The organism is Bradyrhizobium betae (assembly GCF_008932115.1).
GTDB lineage: Bacteria > Pseudomonadota > Alphaproteobacteria > Rhizobiales > Xanthobacteraceae > Bradyrhizobium > Bradyrhizobium betae.
Genome location: NZ_CP044543.1, coordinates 5,911,125 through 5,932,661 on the forward strand (window position 1 = coordinate 5,911,125; position 21,537 = coordinate 5,932,661).

The 21,537-nt window shown below is 64.8% G+C and carries 23 protein-coding genes; 9 read left to right on the forward strand and 14 right to left on the reverse strand.

The window, feature by feature from the left end; translation table 11 throughout:
• Positions 1–5 precede the first annotated feature (5 nt).
• Positions 6–236 (reverse strand): hypothetical protein, encoded by a 231-nt coding sequence (locus F8237_RS28425; RefSeq protein ID WP_151649499.1) that lies wholly within the window; start codon positions 234–236, stop codon positions 6–8.
• A 96-nt stretch (positions 237–332) separates the two neighbouring features.
• Here F8237_RS28425 and F8237_RS28430 point away from each other — a divergent pair, with 96 nt between their 5' ends.
• Complete coding sequence (locus F8237_RS28430; protein WP_151649500.1) at positions 333–638, forward strand: hypothetical protein; 306 nt, start codon at positions 333–335, stop codon at positions 636–638.
• A 103-nt stretch (positions 639–741) separates the two neighbouring features.
• On the forward strand, positions 742–1,107 hold the full coding sequence (locus F8237_RS28435; protein ID WP_151649501.1) for a hypothetical protein: 366 nt from the start codon (positions 742–744) through the stop codon (positions 1,105–1,107).
• Between the two features lie 191 nt (positions 1,108–1,298).
• Here F8237_RS28435 and F8237_RS28440 read toward each other — a convergent pair whose 3' ends face one another.
• The 7 genes from F8237_RS28440 to F8237_RS28470 form a co-directional block, all read right to left on the reverse strand.
• Positions 1,299–1,793, reverse strand: coding sequence for a hypothetical protein (locus F8237_RS28440; RefSeq protein ID WP_151649502.1), 495 nt, complete (start codon positions 1,791–1,793; stop codon positions 1,299–1,301).
• A 260-nt stretch (positions 1,794–2,053) separates the two neighbouring features.
• Positions 2,054–2,986 carry an outer membrane protein gene (locus tag F8237_RS28445; RefSeq protein WP_244625992.1) on the reverse strand — a complete coding sequence of 311 codons (933 nt, stop codon included), beginning with the start codon at positions 2,984–2,986 and terminating at the stop codon, positions 2,054–2,056.
• 41 nt (positions 2,987–3,027) lie between these two features.
• On the reverse strand, positions 3,028–3,759 hold the full coding sequence (locus F8237_RS28450) for an aspartate/glutamate racemase family protein (RefSeq protein ID WP_151649504.1): 732 nt from the start codon (positions 3,757–3,759) through the stop codon (positions 3,028–3,030).
• A gap of 37 nt (positions 3,760–3,796) precedes the next feature.
• On the reverse strand, positions 3,797–4,675 hold the full coding sequence (locus tag F8237_RS28455) for an ABC transporter permease (RefSeq protein WP_151649505.1): 879 nt from the start codon (positions 4,673–4,675) through the stop codon (positions 3,797–3,799).
• A gap of 3 nt (positions 4,676–4,678) precedes the next feature.
• On the reverse strand, positions 4,679–5,638 hold the full coding sequence (locus F8237_RS28460) for an ABC transporter permease (protein ID WP_151650701.1): 960 nt from the start codon (positions 5,636–5,638) through the stop codon (positions 4,679–4,681).
• Positions 5,638–6,927 (reverse strand): ABC transporter substrate-binding protein, encoded by a 1,290-nt coding sequence (locus tag F8237_RS28465; RefSeq protein ID WP_151649506.1) that lies wholly within the window; start codon positions 6,925–6,927, stop codon positions 5,638–5,640. Before F8237_RS28465 ends, F8237_RS28460 begins: the two co-directional genes overlap by 1 nt.
• Before the next feature lie 43 nt (positions 6,928–6,970).
• Positions 6,971–7,957 carry an ABC transporter ATP-binding protein gene (locus F8237_RS28470; RefSeq protein ID WP_151649507.1) on the reverse strand — a complete coding sequence of 329 codons (987 nt, stop codon included), beginning with the start codon at positions 7,955–7,957 and terminating at the stop codon, positions 6,971–6,973.
• Between the two features lie 265 nt (positions 7,958–8,222).
• On the opposite strand from F8237_RS28470, the gene F8237_RS28475 reads away from it, so the two are divergent.
• On the forward strand, positions 8,223–8,930 hold the full coding sequence (locus tag F8237_RS28475; RefSeq protein WP_151649508.1) for a GntR family transcriptional regulator: 708 nt from the start codon (positions 8,223–8,225) through the stop codon (positions 8,928–8,930).
• 274 nt (positions 8,931–9,204) lie between these two features.
• The gene (locus tag F8237_RS28480) at positions 9,205–10,962 is read left to right on the forward strand and encodes a CYTH and CHAD domain-containing protein (protein WP_151649509.1); all 1,758 of its coding nucleotides are present in this window, start codon (positions 9,205–9,207) and stop codon (positions 10,960–10,962) included.
• A gap of 124 nt (positions 10,963–11,086) precedes the next feature.
• On the opposite strand, the gene F8237_RS28485 is transcribed toward F8237_RS28480, so the two are convergent.
• From F8237_RS28485 to F8237_RS28500, 4 genes are all read right to left on the reverse strand, one after another.
• Positions 11,087–11,713, reverse strand: coding sequence for a transglutaminase-like cysteine peptidase (locus F8237_RS28485; RefSeq protein ID WP_162006251.1), 627 nt, complete (start codon positions 11,711–11,713; stop codon positions 11,087–11,089).
• 330 nt (positions 11,714–12,043) lie between these two features.
• Positions 12,044–12,655: a PilZ domain-containing protein gene (locus tag F8237_RS28490; RefSeq protein WP_151649511.1), complete on the reverse strand. Its 612-nt coding sequence runs from the start codon at positions 12,653–12,655 to the stop codon at positions 12,044–12,046.
• Between the two features lie 69 nt (positions 12,656–12,724).
• The gene (locus F8237_RS28495; RefSeq protein ID WP_151649512.1) at positions 12,725–13,891 is read right to left on the reverse strand and encodes an MFS transporter; all 1,167 of its coding nucleotides are present in this window, start codon (positions 13,889–13,891) and stop codon (positions 12,725–12,727) included.
• Between the two features lie 66 nt (positions 13,892–13,957).
• Complete coding sequence (locus F8237_RS28500) at positions 13,958–15,181, reverse strand: MFS transporter (RefSeq protein WP_151649513.1); 1,224 nt, start codon at positions 15,179–15,181, stop codon at positions 13,958–13,960.
• 383 nt (positions 15,182–15,564) lie between these two features.
• Between F8237_RS28500 and F8237_RS28505 the strand changes: the two genes are divergently transcribed.
• The 4 genes from F8237_RS28505 to F8237_RS28520 all read left to right on the forward strand — a co-directional run bounded on the left by F8237_RS28505 (position 15,565) and on the right by F8237_RS28520 (position 19,971).
• A complete protein-coding gene (locus tag F8237_RS28505; RefSeq protein ID WP_151649514.1) occupies positions 15,565–16,716 on the forward strand; it encodes a zinc-binding dehydrogenase in 1,152 nt (383 codons plus the stop codon).
• 3 nt (positions 16,717–16,719) lie between these two features.
• The gene (locus F8237_RS28510) at positions 16,720–17,202 is read left to right on the forward strand and encodes a DUF5680 domain-containing protein (RefSeq protein WP_151649515.1); all 483 of its coding nucleotides are present in this window, start codon (positions 16,720–16,722) and stop codon (positions 17,200–17,202) included.
• Between the two features lie 69 nt (positions 17,203–17,271).
• Positions 17,272–17,691, forward strand: a complete 420-nt coding sequence (locus tag F8237_RS28515) for a VOC family protein (protein ID WP_244625993.1) — start codon at positions 17,272–17,274, stop codon at positions 17,689–17,691.
• A 306-nt stretch (positions 17,692–17,997) separates the two neighbouring features.
• Positions 17,998–19,971: a DEAD/DEAH box helicase gene (locus F8237_RS28520; RefSeq protein WP_162006416.1), complete on the forward strand. Its 1,974-nt coding sequence runs from the start codon at positions 17,998–18,000 to the stop codon at positions 19,969–19,971.
• Between the two features lie 79 nt (positions 19,972–20,050).
• Here F8237_RS28520 and F8237_RS28525 read toward each other — a convergent pair whose 3' ends face one another.
• Complete coding sequence (locus F8237_RS28525) at positions 20,051–20,350, reverse strand: hypothetical protein (RefSeq protein ID WP_151649518.1); 300 nt, start codon at positions 20,348–20,350, stop codon at positions 20,051–20,053.
• A gap of 128 nt (positions 20,351–20,478) precedes the next feature.
• Positions 20,479–20,985 carry a GNAT family N-acetyltransferase gene (locus tag F8237_RS28530; RefSeq protein ID WP_151649519.1) on the reverse strand — a complete coding sequence of 169 codons (507 nt, stop codon included), beginning with the start codon at positions 20,983–20,985 and terminating at the stop codon, positions 20,479–20,481.
• A 147-nt stretch (positions 20,986–21,132) separates the two neighbouring features.
• Here F8237_RS28530 and F8237_RS28535 point away from each other — a divergent pair, with 147 nt between their 5' ends.
• Positions 21,133–21,522, forward strand: a complete 390-nt coding sequence (locus F8237_RS28535; RefSeq protein WP_151649520.1) for a COG4315 family predicted lipoprotein — start codon at positions 21,133–21,135, stop codon at positions 21,520–21,522.
• The last annotated feature ends 15 nt before the right edge of the window (positions 21,523–21,537 follow it).

The window sequence follows — 21,537 nt, forward strand, 5'->3', positions numbered from 1 at the left end:
AGACGTCATCGCCTCTTTGTCTTCTTTGCCTTGCTGCGCGGCGCCGCCTTGTCCGCCGTCTCGCCGAGCCTGGCGCTCTTGCGCAGGGCGTCCCTGAGATCGACGGGGATGCCGTGCTTCTTCAAGAGGTCGGCGAAGGCTTCGTCGGCGAGCTCCTGAAGCGTCCCCATCCTGTCGCGTCCCAATTGCTTCAGCTTGTCGAACGTGTCCTCGTCGAACGCGATCAGTTTGCGCATGATCGTGCCAGCCTCCCTTGGCTCAAGCTGATGAGGCGGCATTTGTTCCGGAACCGGCCTCTGCCGCAGCGGTTGACCGCTAAAGGAGAATTTCCGATGGCCAATTCGCATGCAACCGTTTCAACGAAGATCTTGATCGTGATCCTCAGCCTTGCGGCGCTGCCGGCGGTGTCGTTCGCGCAAGCGACCGGCGGTGCAGCCGGCTCGAGCGGATCGACCGGAGGTGTCGCCAACGCTCCGTCATCACCGCCCGGCACCAACAGCCTGGGCACGGCCCAATCGTCCGGCGCGTCTGGCGGGGCCACCACCGGCACCGGCGCAGGCGGGTCCGCTGACGCCGCCGTCAATGCCGAAAACCGGATCCTCGACAAGAAGCTGAAGAGCATCTGCCGCGGCTGCTGACGCTCGCGCGGAAGTGAGGCTGCATGGCTGTCCGGAATGCCCGTGTGACGTTAGTTTGATCCGGCTTTGAGGCGTGGAGCGTGTCCACGCGGAGGATCAAGTGATGTTGCGTAAGACGATGATGGCGGCGCTGGCCGCTGCGACGATCGGGCTGTCGATGCCGCAGGCGGCACAGGCGGGCGGTCACGGTGGCTGGGGCCACGGTGGTGGAAGCTGGGGTCACGGCGGTGGCGGCTGGGGCCATGGCGGCCATTGGCATGGAGGCGGCTTCTGGCCGGGCATCGCGATCGGCGCCGGCATCGCTGGCGCCGGCTACTATGGCGGCTATTATGGCTACGGACCCTATTATTACGGTCCCGGTCCCGCTTACTATTCCGAGGACGGTGGCTATGGCGGTTGCTACGTCGTCCGCAAGCGCGTCATGACGCCATCGGGCTGGCGATATCGTCGCGTGGATGTTTGCGAGTAATCGCGACGCTGGGCGAGGCCGTTAAAAAACAAGGCCGTTGACGCAGTATACCGTCAACGACCTTGCCAGCCCCGGACATTGAAATCGGCTCACGCCATCCGGTAACCGCTACCATCGCGCGGAATCATACGGGCAAATGTGATCCAGTTCACAAGCGGCGAAAATAATAGTCCAATTGCGTCGATCTCCGGTCAGCTGCGCGATTTGCCGCGTTTTCGCACGCTGGCATGATGCCGGGCCGGTTTCCTGCGGGTAACCGAGGGCGTTTCGGCCTCGGTGGCCCGGGCGCTGGCAAAGGACTGCCGCAGATTGTCGATGGACTCATTCAGCGTGGTGACCTGCTCGGACAGCCGCTTGGTGTCGGCTTGCTGCGCCGCCATCAGCCGTCTCATCGTCTGAAGCTGGTCCTGCACGACCTGCAACTGGTCGATCGATTCCTGCTGTGTCGCCTCCAGCCCCTTGGTCTTCTCGACCAGCTGCTCGGAGGCCTGTGCGGTGCGGGCCTGAAGCTGCCGCGACGCCACCACCCGATCAGGCTCAGGAGCTGCCCCGGTGTAGGCACGCCAGATCGCGATCGACGTTACGCCGGCGATCAGCAGGAGCAGGGCGGCGGCGGTCAGCGCGATGGGCTGGGCGCCGAGGCGAAGGAGGGGGTGGGACCGTGAGTCCTCTGCGAGATCGATCATCGCTGACAAAACCCAAATTGAAACTTGGTGAGTGGCGAAGACCGGCAAGCCGAAAGCCGCCGGGACGTCCCGAAAGCGTTACTGTTCGGCAACAAATGGGACCAAAAAGAGGCTGGCCTGCCCAGATCAGCGCAATAAGCGGGAAAAGAGGTTTCTTACTACCTCTAGCGCTGCGTCGGCCCAAGCCGGTTCGCTGGCGGCCTATCCGAAGAAGCGGTGCCAGCCTGATCGATCAAGGCCGCGCCAGGCAGTGATCCGAATCAGAATCGGTAGGCGATACCGACCGTCGCGGTGTGTGTGCGGTCCTTGATGCGGGCGGTGAAGCGGTCGTCGAACGCGATCCCGACTCCCCCTGCGGTGAAGAAAGTCTGGGTCCAAGTCCCGAAATCGGCATAGCGGTAATCGACGCGCGCGAGCCAATTGCCGCCAATCATGTGCTCGACACCGCCGCCGACGGTCCAGCCGACCCTTGTCGATGCATAGGTTTCATTGTGAGGCGTGTTGAAGCAGAAGGAGTTTCCGGGAACCGGGGCGCAATTGGCGTTCAGCTCAATGCGGTGCCACGCTACGCCGCCAGAGCCGTAGACCAGTGTGGCGGGTCCGATGAGATAACCGAGACGGCCGCGGAGGCTGCCGTCCCATGTTTCCTTCACCGTGCCGGATGGAAGGCCGACGAGGGGTGTGCCGAAGAAGAGCCCAGCCGTCCCCGGTACAGGACTCGTCGTCTTCTTGTTATCGGCCCACCCGAAATCGGCCTCGACGCCGGCGACCCAGGATCTCGAGATCTGTGCGTTGTAGCCGAGATAGCCTCCGAACCTGGCCGCGACGCTTTCGATTGCGCCGCCGGTGCCGCCCGTCGGTACGAACGTGCCGGCACCGAAATTCGGGGCGATGTCGGAGGTCTGCCAGTCGTTGGCCGCCCAGCGCGCGCCGAGCGACAGGCCGGCGTAGAATCCAGACCATGACGGCGCTGCTGGCAGCGCCTTCACCGGCATATCGGCCGCCAGCGCCGAACCCGCCAGAGCGGCCCATGCCAGTGTCCCGGCAACCGTCGAGATCAAGTATTTCACCGTGTTCAGCCCCACCGCGCGCCCCGAATCTGCGAATCTTCTACGGCAAGCTCGCAGTTCACGGTATCGGCTACAACAATCGCGGAACTCGCAACCGCAAAATGAACCCGATGTTGCGGGCAAGACACGACGCTCCCGCATCAGGCAGCGCGGTTGTGCAACGCTTACGGCTCGAAGCTCGACAACATTCCCGAATAAGTCTTCGACCGCGGCGCCGCGTAGGGCCCGAGTCGCGACGTCTTCAGCCCCAGCCGCACCAGTGATTCCGCCAGCGTCACCGCTGCGGCGACGCCGTCGACCACGGGCAGGCCGTGGGTGGCGGCGAGCTCGGCGGCGAGATCGGCCATGCCGGCGCAACCGAGCACGATCGCCTCCGCGCGGTCGTCGCGGATCGCGGCGGTGATCTCCGCGGAAATCCTTCCGAGCGCATCGGTGTTGCGCTCCTCAAGCGCGAGCACGGGGACCTCGGCGGCGCGGACGCGGGCGCAGCGCTCGGCGAGGCCGTACTTTTTCAGATTGTGTTCGATCGGCACGATGGAGACGCCGAGCGTCGTCACCACGGCGAAGCGCGCCGCGATCAGGCTCGCCATGTGGAAGCCGGCCTCGCCGATGCCGATTACCGGTGCTTTCGCGGCGGCGCGCGCGGCGTCGAGGCCGGTGTCGTCGAAGCAGGCGATAATGTGGGCGTCCGCGCCGTCGCGGTCGGCGTCACGGATGCAGCCGAGCATGCCGGGGACCGCAAAGGCCTCGTCGTAAAAGCCCTCGATCGAGACCGGGCCCATGGCGGGCTGGCGCGCGTCGATCACGGTGTCGGGCAGTGCGACGCTGCGCGCCGCAGCGGCGATCTTCGCCGTCATCGACGCGGTGGTGTTGGGATTGACGACGTGCAGTCGCATCGCGATCAGACCAGCCCCTTGTCAGACGAGTCTCTTTTCAGACGAGCCCTTTGCCGGCGTCCGAGCCTTTGGCCGCCTGCCGCTTGTTCAGCACGTGGATGGTGCCGAGCGCAAGGGTGATCACCGTGAACGAGACGGCCGAAATCACGGTGCCGAGCGCGTAGATGTCGGGGTTCGTCACGGTGGTGGTGAGGCCCTGCAGATCCAGCGGCAATGTATTCACCGCCCCGATCGCCTGGCTGGAGCGCGCGAGCTCGTCCCAGGACAGCGTGAAGCCGAACAGGCCAATGCCGATCACGGAGGGCAGGATGATCGGCAGCACGACGTGACGGAAGGCCTGCCACGGCGTTGCACCGAGATCGCGCGCGGCTTCTTCGAGCCGGGGATCGAAGCGGTTGAAGATCGCGAACATGATGAGCAGGCCGAACGGCAGCGTCCAGGTCAGGTGCGCGCCCAGCCCCGAGGTCAGCAGGCCCATCGAGGTCTCGAAATTCTCGTTCCAATGCGCCTTGATCAAATCGTCGATGATGCGGAATTCAAGCGAAATGCCGAGCGAGGTGATGATCGAGGGAACGATCAGGCTCGCTATCGCCGAGTAGAACAGGATGCTCTGCGCCCTGAACTTGCGGCGGAAGGCCATGCCGGCGGAGACCGACAGCACGACCGTGACGATCATCACGATGATGCCGAGCAGCAGCGAGCGGCGGAAGGCCGCGCCGAGATCGACGATGCCGGTACCCTGAAACAGTTTTGCGATCCAGAAGGTCGACACGCCATTCATCGGGAAGGTGAGGCCGCCCTGCGGGCCCTGGAACGACAGCACGTAGATCGCGATCATCGGGCCGTAGAGGAACAGCACATAGGCCGCGAAGAAGATCGCGAGCACGTAGAACGAGCGGGAGCGTCCTTCCTTCATGCGCTAGAGCTCCTTCTTGATGTCGACGATGCGCGACATCATGGAGATGATCAGGAAGGTGATGATCAGCAGGATCACGGCGTTAGCCGCCGCCGCCGGGAATTGCAGCGCGTTCACCCGCGTCTCGATGATCTTGCCGGCGGCCGCGATCTGCTGGCCGCCCATCACGCCGATGGTGATGAAATCGCCCATGACGATGGTGATGACGAAGATCGAGCCGATCACGATCCCGGGCTTTGCGAGCGGAATGATGACGTTGACCAGCGTCTGGAAGCCGGTGGCGCCGGCATCATAGGCGGCCTCGATCAGCGACTTGTCGATGCGGATCATCGAATTGAAGATCGGCACCACCATGAAGAAGGTGAAGAGGTGCACCAGCGCCAGCACCACGGAAAACTCGGAGAACAGCAGCCACTCCAGTGGGTGGTTGATCAGGCCCGCCTTGACCAGGCCGGAGTTCACGAGGCCGTTGCGGCCGAGCAGCGGGATCCAGGCGATCATGCGGATGACGTTGGAGGTCCAGAACGGGATCGTGCATAGCAGCGACAGTCCCATCTGCCAGGTCTTGGATTTGACATGGAAGGCGAGGAAGTAGGCGACCCAGAAGCCGATTAAGAGCGTGATGGCCCAGACCATGAAGCAGAGCTTCAACGTCATCACATAGGTACGGCCGATCGTGCAGAGTTCTGGCAGCTTGTCGATGCAGCCCTCGAACGTGTCGGTGTAGCCGCGGCCGGAGAAAGCCGGCAGCAGCTGATATTCGTTGTAGTCCCAGAAGGAGACGATGACGACGAAGACGAGCGGAATGAGGAAGAAGGCGAGAAACACCAGCATCATCGGCCCGGCCTGGAGCCAGGAGATGACGGACGGCGACAGGCGCGTCGGCTTTGCGGCGCGCGCCGTGCCCGACCCCGGGATCAAGCCCGGGGATGCCTGTTGCAGAACCTCTTCCGACATGTCCATCACGCCGCGATGAACTCATTCCACTTGCGGACCATGTAGTCGTTCTCGTCCATCACGGCATTCCAGCAGGCGACGCCGCCCATGCGGTCCTCGTAGGAGCCACCGTCGCGCACGGCATCGGCCTTTTCGAGCAGCGAGCCGTCGGGCGCCTTGATGTCCTTCTCGGCCGGCTTGCCTTCCATCCAGTACGCCCACTCGTAGGGCTCCATGTGCGCCTTCGCGGTCGAGAGCACGGCGGAGTAGTAGCCCTGACGGTTGAGATAGGCGCCGGCATAGCCGGACAGGAACCAGTTGACGAACTCATAGGCCCATTCGAGCTTCGGACCCGACACGCCCTTGGAGACGCAGAAGCCAGAGGCCCAGGAGCGGTAGCCTTCCTTGAGCGGCTGGAAGGTGCAGGGGATCCCCATCGAGCGCACCTTCGTCACCGCGGGCGACCACATCGACTGAATGACAGTTTCACCTGATGCCATCAGGTTGACGCTCTCGTTGAAGTCTTTCCAGAACGCGCGGAACTGGCCGGCCTTCTTGGCTTCGGTCATCACCTTCATGGTGAGATCGATCTCTTCCTTGGTCATGTTGCCCTTGTCGGCATATTTGTATTTGCCGGTGGCTTCCACGACCATCGCGGCATCCATGATGCCGATCGAGGGGATGTTGAGGATCGAGGCCTTGCCCTTGAACTCGGGGTTGAGCAGTTCCGACCACGAGCTGATCGGCCGCTTGATCAGGTCGGGGCGGATGCCGAGCGTGTCGGCGTTGTAGACGGTTGGGATCAGCGTGACGAATTCGGTCGCCGACGTCGCGAACTTCTTGGAGTCCTTGCCTTCGAGATAAAGCACCTTCCAGGGCGCGGTGCCCTGGCCGCCGATCTTCTTGCCGCCGGGCGTCTCGCCCTTGGTGAAGACGGGCGTGATGTTGCCGAACTCCTTGATCTTCCTGGCATCGAGCGCAAGGATGTTGCCCGACGGCACGATCTTCTTCAGCGAGAAATATTCGGTGTCCAGCACGTCGAAGGAGTTCGGCTGGGTCATCACGCGCTTGGTGACGTCGTCGGTGGTCGCGGTGATGTATTCGATCTTGATGCCGGTGTCCTTCAGGCACTGCTTGGAGATGTCGTCGCCCTCGTTCACGGCGGTGCCGAGATAGCGCAGCACCTTGGTCTCGGCCGACTTCACATAGGGAAAGCCGGTGATGGCGCCGGAGCCGGCGGCGAGGCCGGCGAGACCCGCGGTGCTCTTCAATAGCGTGCGGCGGCTGAGGCCGTTTGTCCTGGTCTTCTCGGTCATGTCGTTCACTCCTCTGTGTTGCGCATTTCTTGAGATGACGGCGCTATTGCAGGCGCTGCGCCTTGGCGGGATCCCAGGTGGCCAGCACGCGATCGCCCGGACGGAACGGGTGAACGTCGAAGGCGGCCTCGGGGAGGTGGGAGAACAGGGCGGTGCCGTCGTCCAGCGTGAGCGAGACGGCGATGTAGGAGCCCTGGTACTCGGTCTGGGTCAGCAGCGCAGGCGCGCCGAACGCGCCGTCAACGAACGGCACGATGCCGAGTTGATCGGCGCGCACGGCGATGAGTTTGCCGGCGTCGCTGAGGACGTTGTGGCCGCCGATGAAGCGCGCCACGAATTCGGTGCGGGGGTGGTGGAAGATCTCGCGCGCGGTGCCCTGCTGCTCGATCCTGCCCTGGTTCATCACCACGATGTGGTCGGCGAGGGCCATCGCCTCTTCCTGGCCGTGGGTGACCTGGATGAAGCTGATGCCGAGTTCGCGCTGCAGCCGCTTCAGCTCGCAGCGCATCTTCACCCGCAGGAACGGGTCGAGCGCGGAGAGCGGCTCGTCCAGCAGCAGGATCTGCGGCTCGGTGATCAGCGCGCGGGCGAGCGCCACGCGCTGCTGCTGGCCGCCGGAGAGCTGCGCCGGCAGCCGGGACGCATAGGGCGTCATCGCCACCAGCTCGAGCAATTCGCCGGCGCGCTTGTGCCTGGTGGCGCGATCGACGCCGCGCATTTTCAGGGCAAACGCGACGTTGTCGAGCACCGTCAGGTGCGGAAACAGGGCGTAGGACTGGAACATCATCGCCGTGCCGCGCTTGGCGGGCTCGAGATCGGTGACGTTCTGCGCGCCGAGGATGATGTCGCCCTCGCTGACCGCCTCGTGGCCCGCGATCATGCACAGGGTCGAGGTCTTGCCGCAGCCGGAGGGGCCGAGCAGGCAGCAATAGGTGCCGGCCGGAATCTTCAAATTGACGGTGTCGACCGCCAGCGTCGTATCGTAGCGCTTGGTGACGGCGACCAGTTCGAGGGCGGCGGGAGTGGCCATGGCGTGTCCGAGGCGAGGGCGATGCGTCTCGCCTCTCTCCGCAAGGTCCGTGCCAACCGTCCTTGGTCGCTCGAATTCCAAAACTGTGAAGCGGAGTCAGATTGTTAGATCGAATCCGGCGCATTGAGGCGGCTTGCCGCGTGGGCGCTAGTCTGCACACAAAACGGGCGCAGATTGTATAATGTTTCGCCTGTGATTGGATACAGCTGGTCGACTAACATCGGCCGATATCGCCGATCGCGCCCTCAAACCCGCTCTCAAACTGATGGCCGCCAAGACCCGCCTGAAATCCGAAGCCCCCGACGTGAGCGATCGCGTCAGCCGGATCAGGGACGGCGTGACCGCGGCGATCCTCGAGCATCGCCTGCTGCCGGGCACCAAGCTCGGCGAGGACGAGATCGGCGAAATCTATGGCGCGAGCCGCACGCTGGTCCGCACGGCGCTGCAGCAATTGACGCATGAGGGCATCGTCAACATCGAGAAGAACCGCGGCGCCTTCGTCGCGCGGCCGACGCCGGCCGATGCCCGCGAAGTGTTCGAGGCGCGCCGCCTGATCGAGCCCACCATCGTCGACCATGCCGTCGACGCGGTATCGCCGGCCTGGATCGATCGGCTCCAGCGCCATCTCGCGGAGGAGCGCGAGGCCGAGCTGCGTGGCGACGCGCGCGCCTCGGTCCGGCTCTCCGGCGAGTTTCATCGTCTCGTCGCCGAGATGAGCGGCCACAGCATCTATCTCGGTTTCCTCAAAGAGCTGATCGCGCGCTCCTCGCTCATCATCCTGCTCTACCGCCGTCACGACACGCCGGCCTGCGGCACCGATCACCACGCCGGCATCGTCAGCGCGATCCGCAAGCGCGACAAGCAGGCCGCACGCGCGCAGATGCTGTCGCATCTTCGCGAGATCGAGGCCGAGCTGTTCCTGAAGGATCCCGCCGCCGACGAGTTGCGGCTCGCGGACGTGCTGGGCGCGTGAGCACCCGCAAACGGAACCGCAACAGGCGCACAGAGCCTGTCACAATCGCAGGCGGTCATCTCGGTTTCGAGAGAGGTCGGATTCGCTACGAATTCGATCGCTGCGGCGCGCGACGGCAATTTAGTTCGCAAGGTCACGGCCGATTGTGACAATCCTTGCCTGATTTTAGCGCCTCGTGGGGATGATCGCGCGCTGCAGCGTAACGTGACTATTCCTCGCCGGCAGCACCGGCTATAGGATGTGGCTCTGTCATTGAACTGTCATGTCACCAGAAATGCTGAAATCAGACGCAAGCCCGGCTCGCAAAACTCAGAGCGTGCCGGGGAACCCTGTCGCCAGGGACAACAAGAGGACGCAAGTCGTCGCCGGCTTCCTCAGGCAGATTGAACCGGTCGACCACGGCGCGGAACCTGCGATCGTCGAGGGCGCTGTGATTGATCAGACGCCATCACAAGATGCGGCGGCTGCACCAGAGAAAGCCCGGTCGCATCCCGCCACGCGGCTCGCCGGCGAAATCGAGCTCAAGCTTCTCGTCGATGCCGATCGCATGGCGCATTTCAACGCCGCGCCCGTCATCGCGGCCAACGCGCGCAACAAGGGTTCGCGAAAACATCTCAAATCCGTCTACTACGACACGTCCGAGCGCGTGTTGCGGCGCAACGGTCTGAGCCTGCGCGTGCGCCAGAGCGGCGCGCGCTTCGTGCAGACCGTGAAGACCGACGCTGCCGATGATCCGCTGCGTCGTGGCGAGTGGGAGGCGAGCGTTGCCTCGCTCGCGCCCGATCTCGCCTTGGCGATGCCCTTCATTCCGGAGAAGCTTCGCGATCGTCTTGAAACGCAGCCGCTCGAAGCCGTCTTCACCGCCGACGTCCATCGTCACGCGCGGATGATCGACCTGCCGGCCGGCAGCGTCGAGATCGCCTTCGATCACGGCGTCCTGACCGCCGGCGATCGCTCCCTGCCGGTGAACGAGATCGAACTTGAATTGAAGAGCGGCAGCGCGAGCACGATCTACGAGGTCGCGTTGCGGCTTGCCGAGCACGGGGCGGTGAAACCGTCGATCCGGACCAAGTCGGCGCGTGGCTTCGACCTCGCTGCCGACACGCCGCCATCGGCCCGCCGGCCGGGCAAGCTTCGCCTTGATCCGTCCGTGACGCTCGACGAGGCCTTCTCGACGATTCTGCGCTCCTGCTTCCTCCATCTGCTGCAGTCGCTGCCTGCGGCAGAGGACGGCCGCAATCCGGAAGGCGTGCATCAACTGCGCGTTTCGCTGCGCCGGCTGCGATCGGCGCTCGATCTGATGCGATCGGTGGGTGCGCTCAGCAATCTCGACGCGCTACGATCGGAAGCCAAATGGCTGGCGCAGGACCTCTCCGCCGCGCGTGACTGGGACGTGTTCCAGCTCGAGACCTTGCCGACGATCGCAAGAGCCTGTCCTGCGGTCGCTGGCTTCGACGCTCTGGGCAAGGCTGCGGCCGGACGTCAGTCCGATGCCTATCGCAAGGCCCATGATGCGCTCGGCGATCGCCGCTGCGCCATGTTTCTGATCGGCCTCGGCGGATGGATCGAGACGCGGGGCTGGCGCAACGACGTTGCCGCCGAAGATCTCGGCCAGCTCGCCGAGCCCGCCGTCAACTTCGCGCAGCGCATCCTGTCGGAGCAATACTCCAAAGTGCTCAAGCGCGGCCGCCGCTTCAAGTCGCTTCCGGCGCCGCAGCTGCACCGGGTGCGGCTCGCGACCAAGCGGCTGCGCTATCTCAGCGAGTTCCTGCTGCAGCTGTTCGCCGATCGCAAGTCCGCGAGGAAATTCTCGCGCCGGCTTGCCGCCTTGCAGGAGGAGCTTGGCGCCTTCAACGACATGGCGGTCACGGCATCGTTGCTCGACGGGCTCGGCGCGGGGCCTGACAGCGCCATCGCGGCGGCGGCGATCGCCGGCTGGCAGGCGCGCGCATCGGTGGGTGTGCAGCCTGCCTTGCGAGATACATGGCGCGATTTCACCGCCGCGCGCGTGCCGTGGTCGTCACAGGGCTGATTGCGCATCCCCAAAAAAGTTGCGGCCAGCCATTGGGGGATGGCTGGCCGCGCGCGAACCGGTCTGGGACGGGGAGGGGTGGGGATGTGACCGGGTCGCGTAACCTGTTTGTCTCGTTCGTGAACTACTGATCTCTTGCGCTGGCGGTCGAAACCGCCGGCCTGGTATCGCCCAGCGAGACCCAGACGTTGGGATCGCTCTGCGACTGGCGCTTGACGAAGCGGTAGCCGGTCTCCGTCCAGGCAACGACGCTCTCGTTCTGATTGTCGAGAACGAATTCGCCCTTGTCGGTCTTCACCGTCAGCACCGCGTGCCCTTCGCCCTTCTTGTCGCGCACGACGGTGATGAGCAGGGCCTCGCGCGGCCATCCGGCATCGATCAGCATCTTGCGCTTCAACAACACGTAGTCTTCACAGTCGCCGTAACCGTCGGTCGGCAGCGACCACTTCTCGATCACGCCCCAGTGCTCCTGGTCGGTCAAAGGCTTGACGGTCTCGTTGACCCAGCGATTGACCTTGACGAGGTCGCGCCATGCGGCCTGCGACATCACGATGTCGCGCGGCTGCGTCGGTGCGCCCTGGCACTGCGCGGCATTGTCCGCACAGAACTCGACCCAGCCGATCGGCGCACGCGTGGTGTCGCCGAGGCTCGCGTAGAGCAGACGGCTTTCACCGGCCTGCGCTGTCGCGCCGATCCCGAAGAGGATGGCGGCCAGCGCCAATCCCTTCCCCTGTCCCCTGAAGTCAAACATTGCGGCCCCCGTTTCTTGTTGGGACCACAATGCGCATGGAGCTTTTGAGCTGCCGCTAAGTCAGCCAAGTCAAGTCGAGACGAATGCAAGTAAAATGCGCCGCGAATTCGATCTATACTTGAGTCAAATTCGAATAAAATTCGATATGACTGCAATTGATTCAAATTTTAGGAGTTAACGCGGAAACGCTGGCGGAGCCCTCGTTTCCGCGCGCAAAGGGACCGGCGTTAACGCGCGCACGGCCCGCCGCCATGCATGAAAAAGGCGGCGTCCGCATCGCGGAGGCCGCCTTCAGGGCTGGAAATCATGTGGTTTTGAGGTCCTCGCGCTTTACCGCGCGGTAACGCTCTCTTCGAGAGTCTCGATCGGCTGCGAGTGCAAGAACTCCAGCGCGAAGCCGTCTTCGAGGTTTCGGACCACGCGGCCCTGGATCCGGCCGAGCAGAACCGTCGATTTCAGCGGCGGACGGTTCTCCGCGGCGATGGCGGCCCCGGACAGCGAGAGGTCGATGATGCGGCAGGTCATCTTGGTGCCGTCCTCGAGCGTGAGCACCGCGATCGGGTTGCGCGGCACGATACGGTCGTGGCGGCGGTCTTCCGGCAGGTTGAGGATGTCGCGGTTGGCGAGCCAGGTCAGCTGCGCCGCGAGCTTGTCGCGCTTGCGGGGCGTCGCACCCACCGTCATGGCGAAGCCATTGTCGATGATGCGGGTGATCTTGCCCTCGACGCGGCCGATATGGTCGAGATAGGCGACCACGCGGTCGCCGACATTGCCGATGCCGGGCGCCAGCAGGGCGAGGCCGCCCGGTGACATGTTGATCACCTGGCAGGGGAATTCCCGGCGGTCCGGCAGCATGTAACGGCCGAGCAGGTGGACTTTCACCCGCTGGAAACGCCGACGTTCCTCGGCGGCCGGAAGAAATTTTTTGTTCGCCAACGCCATTTTCAGCACCCGACTCCCCGCCCGGGCGGAGTCCGGGACGACCCTAAGGTACACAGGGTTAATGCCGCGTTAGGATTGTGTGCGTCGATGACGGACAGACACAATACGCGCGAAAAGCCACATCAGGGGTGGGCAGGCCAGCACCGTCAGCGCGCCGAGGTCGAGCGCGGCCGCAGCGGTTCCGGCCGATTTGGCGAGCCGCCCGGCCACGGCCGGCCCCAGCATCATCGCCGCATAGAAGAGAGTGTAGAACACGCCCATGCCGATCGCCCTTGTTTGCGGGGCGAGCACCCGGGCCGGCAGGCTCACGATCGGGCCGGCCGGATGGCCGCTGATCAGACCGATCAGCACGATGATCGCCATCACCGCGTCCGACCGGGGCAGCCACGCCAGCAGCAGCGCCACCACGAGGCACGCCGCGACCGCGAGCGTCAGCGGCCGTCCGGTCCGGTCGGCGATGAAGCCGCCCAATGGCACCGAGATCGCCGACAGCCACAGCACGAGGCTGATCGCCGAGCCGGCCGCCGCAATGCTCCAGCCGCGCTCGGCGAGCAGCGAGGGGCCGAACGAGAAGATCATGGCGAAGCCGACATTATAGAGGCCCCAGATCAGGCCGGCGACGATCACGGCCAGCAGCGCGAGGGGATCGAGCCGGCCGGAGCCGGCCGCGCTGGCCGTCGCCTCCGGCGGCGGCAGATAGAACATGATCAGCACAATCCCGATCGCCGTGAGTGCGCCCGCGGACAGGAACACCGCGCCTGCGCCATAGGCCGTGCCGATCGCCGGCAGCACCAGCAGCGAGATCGCAACGCCCGCCGGCCAGGAGTTGACGAAGATCGCCATCGCGGTCGCGATCTCCTTACCCGCGAACCAGTCGGTGCCCATCTTGGTGAGCTGCACGGTCAGCAGCACGCCGCCGGCGCCGGAGGCGAGCCGGCCCGCCATCTGCCAGCTCCAGATGTCTGTTGCGGCCATCACGAGGCTGCCGGCCGTCATCAGCAGCAGCGCCGCGATCGTGGTCGGCTTGTCGCCAAGCATTCGGCCGATCGCGCCGCCGGGCAGCGCCAGCACCACGCCCGGTGTGAAATAGAGCCCGATCAGGATGCCGATATCGGCGAGCCCGACGCCGAAGGTTTGCTGCAGCAGCGGCGCGACCGCAGCCACGCTCTGGAACTGGAACGCAATGGTGAGGCGCACGGCGAACAGGATCGCAAGAATGCCCCAGCGATTGCGCAATGCCCCATCTCCCCAAGCCCTCTATCGCAAGCCCTCTGTCGAAGGTGCGGTGGGGAGAGGCCGGAGTCAACCGGCCGCCTTCCTGGTCGCACGCTGATAGAGCAGGAACAGCAGCGCGAGCAGAACCGCAGCCGACAGCCCGAGCGACCAGTGAATGCCGATCGCCGCGCCTGATACCCCGACGGTGATGCCGCTGAAGGCCCGCATGCCGAGCCCGGCCATATTATAAAGCCCGACGACACGGTCGCGAATGTCGTGCGGTGCGTTCAGCTGCACCAGCGCCTGCGCCATGGTGTTGAACGATAGCTCGAAGAAGCCCGCGAAGAACAGCAGCACGATTGCAACGGGATAGATCCGCACCGCCGCAAAGCCGAGCAGTGCCACGCTCCACAGCATCGCGAGCGTGATCGCGGTGCGCGGCGTGCCTTTCAGCCGTCCCCACGATTCCAGCGCGAGGCCGGCGAGCAGGGCGCCGCCGGCATCCGCTGCAAGCAGCACGCTGTAGGAGACGCCGGGATCGCCATGGCCGAGATCGCCGGCAAAGCCCGGCATCTGGGCGTGATAGGCATTGCCGATCATGAAGGAGGTGAGGCCGGCAAGCCATGTCATCGCCGTCAGCACCGGCTGGGTGCCGATCGAGCGGATGGTCAGCATGATGTCGGCAAGGCCGCGCACCGCGAAGCGCCTGATGGCGACGCTGTTGTCGCGCACCGGCGCCCAGAACAGCCAGAGCAGCATCGGCAGATAGAACAGCGTGTTGAAGATGATGCCGTGCGAAGTGCCGAGCGTCAGCATGATCACGCCGCCGACGGCAGGCCCGACGAGAATGCCGAGATAACGCGCCATCGCGTTGAGCCGCACCGCGCTCGGCAAATCGGCGGGGCCGACGAGGTCGTAGAGTAGCAGCTGGTTCGGCGTCTGCCACAGCACGCCGGCGCAGCCGTGGATCACCAGCAGCAGCATCGCGTGCCACATCTCGATCGTGTCGGTGATGAAGAAGAAGCCCCAGCCGGCCGAGGCCACGATGAACAGCAGCATGCCGCACTGGATGATGCGGCGCGGATCGAACCGGTCGGCGAGCCCGCCGACCGCGACCGAGAACAGCAGGAACGGCAGCCAGTGCGACAGCACGGCAAACCCTCCCAGCGTCGGCGAATGGAATTTCTGGAACACCACCCAATAGCTGATCACATGCTCGATATTGTCGGCCATCATCGCCAGCACATAGGCGATGAACTGGAGACGGTACGGCACGGACTTCATCGCGGCGAACGAGCCGGACGCGGCCACGGGATTTTGCGGGAGGGGGTTCAAAGGGGGCGCCTGGAAAGGACTTGAGCCGTCGGTACACGGTCAATCGGGGGCGCTCAAGACACTTGGGGTGCTTGGACATCAGCCATGCACTGCCGCCACACACGCCGCCGTCATCCTGAGGTGCGAGCGAAGCGAGCCTCGAAGGATGAGCTACGGGCGCTCGCGGCCCATCCTTCGAGGCTCCCCTCGCGATGCTGACGCATCGCAAGGCTCGCACCTCAGGATGACGTCGGTGGTCATAGCTGCGTGTTGCTCCATACGGGCTACAAGAGCGTATCTTGGCACCACCGCCCATCTCACATACGCTTCGCCTCAGCCCGCGCCATCAATCATAACAGACGGGCATGGAGGACACGCCCATGGATCAAATCCGCGTCTGCACCCACGCAGGACCGGGCTCGGAGCCCGTGATCAAGACCGTGCCGTGGCCGAAGGTCGGCCGCAAGGCCGCGCTGATCAAGATCGGCGCGTGCGGCGTCTGCGGCACCGATCTGCATATCCTCAAAGGCCATTGGCCGAAGCCGCTGCCGTGGCCGTTCACGCTTGGCCACGAGATCGGCGGCGTGATCGTCGAATGCGGCGACGAGTTCACCGAGGACTTCATGAGCAAGCCGCTCAAGGTCGGATCGAAGGTAATGATCCCGCCGCTGATGCCGTGCGGCCGCTGCTACTACTGCATCCACTATCCGCAAACCGCGAACAAATGCCTGACGCCGGTCTATTACGGCCGATATCTCGGCTTCGACAAGGCGCCGCACATGTGGGGCGGCTGGGCCGAATATGTCTATGTCGATCTCGAGATGCTGCCGGGCACCAAGATCTACAAGCTGCCCGACGACATGTCGCTGCGGCTCGGCGCGCTGTCGGAGCCGCTGACCTCCTGCATCCGCGCCTTCAACCGCGCCAGCCGTGCCGGCGGCTTTTCCTGGGGCGATACGGTGGTGATCCAGGGCTCTGGCCCGATCGGCATTCTCGCGGTCGCCGCCGCGAAGGAGATGGGGGCAGGGCGCGTCATCTGCGTCGGCGCGCCGGAGGAGCCGCGGCTCAAGCTGGCGCGCGAGTTCGGCGCGGAGGCGACGGTGAACATCGAAGAGGTGAAATCGCCGCAGCAGCGCATCGCGCGTGTGCGCGAGATCGTCGGCGGCTTCGGCGCCGATCTCGTGATGGATTGCTCGGGCCACCCCTCAGCCGGCCCCGAAGGCATCGAGATGCTGCGCGACGGCGGCACCTATGTCGAGATGGGCCAGTTCACCGACGCCGGTTCGATCGACACCTCCTGGCATCGCATCTGCACCAAGGACCTCAATTTGCTCGGCTCCTGGGGCTTCACCGCCAACGATCTGCCGCTCGGCGTCGAGATGCTCTACCGCACGCGTGACAAATATCCGTGGCTGAAGATGCAAACGATCTATCCGTTCACCGAAGACGGCGTCGCGCAGGCGGTGAGGGATGCGATGGCAATGAAGACGATGAAGTCGACCATCGTGCCGTGGCCGGAACTGGTGGAATAGACGATGCCGTCCATTCCGCACGATCTCGCGGCGTTCCTGGTCGAAGCCAAGCGGCGCACCTATGCGGGGCTCGACGACGACGCGACGATCGCCATGCCTCTGCTTGCAGGCTCCAGGCAGCTCGAGCATCGCGCCGCGCCTTATGCCTATCGCGATATCTATTTCGGGATGGGATTTTTCGTCGGGCAGGAGACGGTGTCGCGGGATGACCGCGTCATCTGGTCGATGAGCTACAGCGGCGGCGCCCGCGCGGACATCACGGATCGGGACACTTTCCTCACGATCTACAGATTCCTGCGGCAAGCGCTGCTGGGCGTATGCGAGGAGGAGCCTTATCGAGGACCGCGCCTGTTCGAGCATGCAGGCATGGTCTACCGCAACGAGGTTCAAGGCGCGCTCGATCGTTTTCACGGCGTCGAGACCATCGACCGAGAGGATGACGCGCCTCTCTACGAGCTGCGCTATAGCGGCGGTTTGCTGCGGTAGTTATTGAAATTGTAGCCCCGTTGGCTCCATACGGGCTACGAGTAGGTGTTCGGAATGAAGGACACGACGATGAACGAACAGACTTCCGAACCAAACAGGCGCTCGCCCTTCAGCGCCATCCGCGCGATCGACTACACCGTCATCTTCGTGCGCGACATGGCCGCGATGCGCCGCTTCTACGAGGACGTCCTCGCCTTATCCCTGCTGCGCGAGCTCTCGCCGAACTGGATCGAGTACGGCCTGGGCAGTAACACGCTCGCCTTGGCGAAGCCGGGGCGGACCGCCGCCGATGTGCCGGTGCCGCACGGCACGGCCTCGCTGCAATTGGCGTTCAAGGTCTCGGCAGCCGAAGTCGACGCGTGCGCCGACGAACTGGTGCGGCAGGGCGTGGCGCTGCTGTCACCGCCGACCAACCAGTCCTTTGGACATCGGACGCTGTTCTTTCGTGACCCCGACGGCAATCTGCTGGAGGTCTACGCCGAGATCTGAGAGCGGGCTGGAAGCGACCGGTTGGCCGCCAAATTCCCCCGCTTTGGCCCCGGATCCCGCTATATGCAGCAAACGGCTCCGGAAACGCTGGATGTAGTGGGTCGGGCGGCCGGTAAGCTTATTCTCGATGGTGCCAAAGCCATGCATCATAGGCATGGTGATTTGCCTGCGCTTGGCGTAAAGAGCGTCCAAATCAAATCACCACGCGTGCGGCTGGACCATTTTGCCGCGTACGCAGCTTCAGGTCGCGCGGGTCGACGTTCCGCGCCTGGACCAACCAAGGTTTATCCCGTGTCTTTCCCGACCATGAGTGCGCCGCTCGCCCGAGCTTTGGCCGAGCGCAACTACGACCGTCCGACCCCCGTTCAGCTCGCCGTGCTCACCGGCGAGGCCGCTGACCGTGACCTCCTGGTCTCGGCCCAGACCGGCTCCGGCAAGACCCTCGCTTACGGGCTCGCCATGGCCAAGGATCTGCTCGGCGACGCCGAGCGATTTGAACGAGCGGGCGCACCGCTCGCCCTGATCGTGGCGCCGACCCGCGAGCTCGCCTTGCAGGTTCAGCGCGAGCTGGCGTGGCTGTATGAACATGCGGACGGACGCGTCGTCTCCTGCGTCGGCGGCATGGATCCGCGGCGCGAGCAGCGCGAGCTGGCCGCCGGTGCGCACATCGTCGTCGGCACGCCCGGCCGCTTGTGCGATCATTTGCGCCGCAACCGCCTCGACATCTCCGAATTGAAGGTGGTCGTGCTCGACGAGGCCGACGAGATGCTCAATCTCGGCTTTCGCGAGGACATGGAATTCATCCTCAAGACCACGCCGGAGACGCGCCGCACCCTGCTGTTCTCGGCGACGTTTCCGCGCGGCATCGTCGCGCTGGCCAAGCAATATCAGCAGCAGGCGTTCCGGATCGAGGTCGCGGGCGACGAAGGCGGCCACGCCGACATCGAGTACCGCGCCATCCGGGTCGCCCCCGGCGATGTCGAACATGCTGTCGTCAACGTCCTGCGCTTCTATGAGTCGCCGAGCGCGCTGGTGTTTTGCAGCACGCGCGATGGCGTCCGGCATTTACAGGCGGCGCTTTTGGAGCGCGGTTTCTCCGTGGTCGCGCTGTCAGGCGAATTGACGCAGAACGAGCGAACCACGGCGCTGCAGTCGCTCCGGGACGGACGCGCCCGCGTCTGCGTCGCGACCGACGTCGCCGCCCGCGGCATCGACCTGCCGAGCCTCGACCTCGTCATTCACGCGGACCTGCCCAACGATGCCGAGGTCATGCAGCATCGTTCCGGCCGTACCGGGCGTGCGGGCCGCAAGGGGACGAGCGTCCTGCTGGTGGTGCCCGCCCGGCGGCGGCGCGCGGAGCTGCTGCTCAATCTCGCTGGCGTCGATGCAAACTGGGGCACGGCGCCGCAGGCCGACGAAATCCGCAAGCTCGATCATGCGCGCATGAAAGACGTGTTGTTCACCGAGGAGACGACCGCCGACGATCAGGTCCTCGCGCAGGCATTGCTGGCCGAGCGGTCGGCCGAGGATATCGCAGCCGCGCTGGCGCGGCTCTATCGCGCACGGTTGCCGTCCCCCGAAGACATCATCGATCCCGGCGAGCGAAGCAGCCGGCCGCGCGAGGATCGCGGCCGCAACGACGCCCGCACGCCGCGCGACGATCGGACTCCGCGCGACGATGTCCGAAGCTCGCGCGGCGATGATCGCTCCGAAAGGCTCCGGCCAAAACCCGGAAAATCGTCCGCGAAGCACGGCATGGCGGATGGCAGCGTCTGGTTCCGCGCCAACATCGGCCGAAAGAAGAATGCGGAGGCGCGCTGGCTGCTGCCGATGATCTGCCGTCGTGGCGGCATCGACAAGGGCGACATCGGCGCCATCAAGATCATGGACACGACGACCGAGTTCGAGATCTCCGAGCGCGTCGCGGAGTCCTTCGCCGCCAAGATCAAGCGCCCGGACAAGGAAGACAATATCCGCCTCGAGGCGATGGCGGATGCGCCGCAGCGCCAGGCGCCTTCCGAGAAGCGGCCGCACACGCCTCGGCGCGAGAGCGGCGAGGGTGATCATCGTGAACGCCGCGACGATCGCGCGCGCGACGTGAGCGAATTCAAGCCACGCGAGAAGGCGCACGGCGAGCGCGCGCCGAAATTTGAGGATGCTCCTTCTTTCGCGAAGAAAAAGAAGCACAAGAAGAAGCCGGGCCACACAGAGCCGTCAGTCACGCCGTGGGCCGGGAAGGGCGCGCCGGGAAAGAAACCCAAGAAGAAACATCGGGGCTGAGCTTCAGCCTGATAGCCCAGACAGGAAGCATGCCGCCGGATCGCACCGGCGGCATTTTCATTTCGAATTTCAGGTGGGCTCAGCGACCGCCACCGCCGCCACCACCTCCGCCTCCGCCGCCACCACCACCGCCGGCATCACGCATCGCCGAGCTGTAGCGCGGATCGGTCTGCTTCATGTAGGTGGGCGAGGTGTCGTGCGTGAGGTTGACGCGGCTTCTGCCAGGCGGGGTCGGTGCCTCGATCAGGATGCCGCAGCCCTCGAAGAAGGCGGAATCGCAGCCATAGGTCCGGAACTGCGCCGCGTTGGCACTGGTTGCGCTGAATGCGGCCGGCGCAACGAGTGCAATCAAGGCAACTTTCGACAATGTGAGCTTCATGGAAATTCTCCAGTCTCGTTTCGGCGAGACCGGAAACGGCCCGCACACACCTTCGACGGGAGCTGATTGAAGCCGGTTCGAGGGGATGGCTTCACGCCCGCGTGAGCCGCGCCGATCGGGGAGGGACGTTACGTCGCAGCGAGGTCGCGCAGCATGTAGGTCGCGCTGTCGCCATAGGACGCGAGCTTTGCACGCAGTTCCGCATCCGCCATGACCGGCCGAAAGCCGAGACGTTCCCACAGCGGCCGCGTGGCGTAGACCGAGACCAGCGCGAGCGCTGTGATGTGAGAAGCGCGCGCCAGCGTCTCGATCGTCGAAACATAGTCGCGCGACACGTCGCCGCGAAAGTCGGGCAGCACCGCGACATCGTGGACGTAGAGGCAGTCTGCATCATCGGGCAATCGTTCGAGGAAGCCGTCGAGCGGTGGAATCCGGTGCTGCTTCCAGGGATGCGCGAGCCCGTAGCCGGCGATCGCATCGTCCGCGACGAGCACGCGGCAGCCATCGGGATAGAGCCGCATCTTCTCCGCGAAGACGTCGGGACGTTCCGGAAGATCAGGATGGATTCGCGCCGCGATCGCGCTGATCGCGGGCAGGTCAGTGGTGCGCGCGGGACGCCAATGCGGCTTGCTCATGTCGATTCGTTGGTCCGTCTCTCTCAATCCAGTTTATTCCGCCGCGACGCCGCGCGCAGCGAAAAATATCTTTGCCGCTGTCTCAGGAATACCGCGGGCCGCGCGGCGTCCTACCTCCTGCAAGCCAATTGCATGACAGGAGAGACCATGACGACATCCTCGATCCGCCTCGCGCTCACACTCGCCGCAGCGCTCGCGATCATTCCCGCCGCGTTCGCCGCGCCGCCGACCAAGACCGGCAAGACCGACAAGGGCAATGTGCTCACCGACGCCAAGGGGATGACCCTCTATACGTTCGACAAGGACGCGGACGGCAAGTCGGCCTGCAACGGCCCCTGTGCGACCAACTGGCCGGTGCTGAAGGCCGAGGCGAGCGACGCCGCCGGCGACGGCTACACCATCATCGCGCGCGATGACGGCTCGAAGCAGTGGGCCTACAAGGGCAAGCCGCTCTACACCTTCGCCAAGGACACCAAGCCCGGCGACATCACCGGCGACGGCTTTCTGAACGGCGCCTGGCATCTGGCGACGCCGTAAAGACGGAGAAGGCGA

Coding starts and splice junctions, on each gene's coding strand:
- F8237_RS28425 (WP_151649499.1), bottom strand. CDS start 236: ATGCGCAAACTGATCGCGTTCGACGAGGACACGTTCGACAAGCTGAAG.
- F8237_RS28430 (WP_151649500.1), top strand. CDS start 333: ATGGCCAATTCGCATGCAACCGTTTCAACGAAGATCTTGATCGTGATC.
- F8237_RS28435 (WP_151649501.1), top strand. CDS start 742: ATGTTGCGTAAGACGATGATGGCGGCGCTGGCCGCTGCGACGATCGGG.
- F8237_RS28440 (WP_151649502.1), bottom strand. CDS start 1,793: ATGATCGATCTCGCAGAGGACTCACGGTCCCACCCCCTCCTTCGCCTC.
- F8237_RS28450 (WP_151649504.1), bottom strand. CDS start 3,759: ATGCGACTGCACGTCGTCAATCCCAACACCACCGCGTCGATGACGGCG.
- F8237_RS28455 (WP_151649505.1), bottom strand. CDS start 4,675: ATGAAGGAAGGACGCTCCCGCTCGTTCTACGTGCTCGCGATCTTCTTC.
- F8237_RS28460 (WP_151650701.1), bottom strand. CDS start 5,638: ATGGACATGTCGGAAGAGGTTCTGCAACAGGCATCCCCGGGCTTGATC.
- F8237_RS28465 (WP_151649506.1), bottom strand. CDS start 6,927: ATGACCGAGAAGACCAGGACAAACGGCCTCAGCCGCCGCACGCTATTG.
- F8237_RS28470 (WP_151649507.1), bottom strand. CDS start 7,957: ATGGCCACTCCCGCCGCCCTCGAACTGGTCGCCGTCACCAAGCGCTAC.
- F8237_RS28475 (WP_151649508.1), top strand. CDS start 8,223: ATGGCCGCCAAGACCCGCCTGAAATCCGAAGCCCCCGACGTGAGCGAT.
- F8237_RS28480 (WP_151649509.1), top strand. CDS start 9,205: ATGCTGAAATCAGACGCAAGCCCGGCTCGCAAAACTCAGAGCGTGCCG.
- F8237_RS28485 (WP_162006251.1), bottom strand. CDS start 11,713: ATGTTTGACTTCAGGGGACAGGGGAAGGGATTGGCGCTGGCCGCCATC.
- F8237_RS28490 (WP_151649511.1), bottom strand. CDS start 12,655: ATGGCGTTGGCGAACAAAAAATTTCTTCCGGCCGCCGAGGAACGTCGG.
- F8237_RS28505 (WP_151649514.1), top strand. CDS start 15,565: ATGGATCAAATCCGCGTCTGCACCCACGCAGGACCGGGCTCGGAGCCC.
- F8237_RS28510 (WP_151649515.1), top strand. CDS start 16,720: ATGCCGTCCATTCCGCACGATCTCGCGGCGTTCCTGGTCGAAGCCAAG.
- F8237_RS28515 (WP_244625993.1), top strand. CDS start 17,272: ATGAACGAACAGACTTCCGAACCAAACAGGCGCTCGCCCTTCAGCGCC.
- F8237_RS28520 (WP_162006416.1), top strand. CDS start 17,998: ATGAGTGCGCCGCTCGCCCGAGCTTTGGCCGAGCGCAACTACGACCGT.
- F8237_RS28525 (WP_151649518.1), bottom strand. CDS start 20,350: ATGAAGCTCACATTGTCGAAAGTTGCCTTGATTGCACTCGTTGCGCCG.
- F8237_RS28530 (WP_151649519.1), bottom strand. CDS start 20,985: ATGAGCAAGCCGCATTGGCGTCCCGCGCGCACCACTGACCTGCCCGCG.
- F8237_RS28535 (WP_151649520.1), top strand. CDS start 21,133: ATGACGACATCCTCGATCCGCCTCGCGCTCACACTCGCCGCAGCGCTC.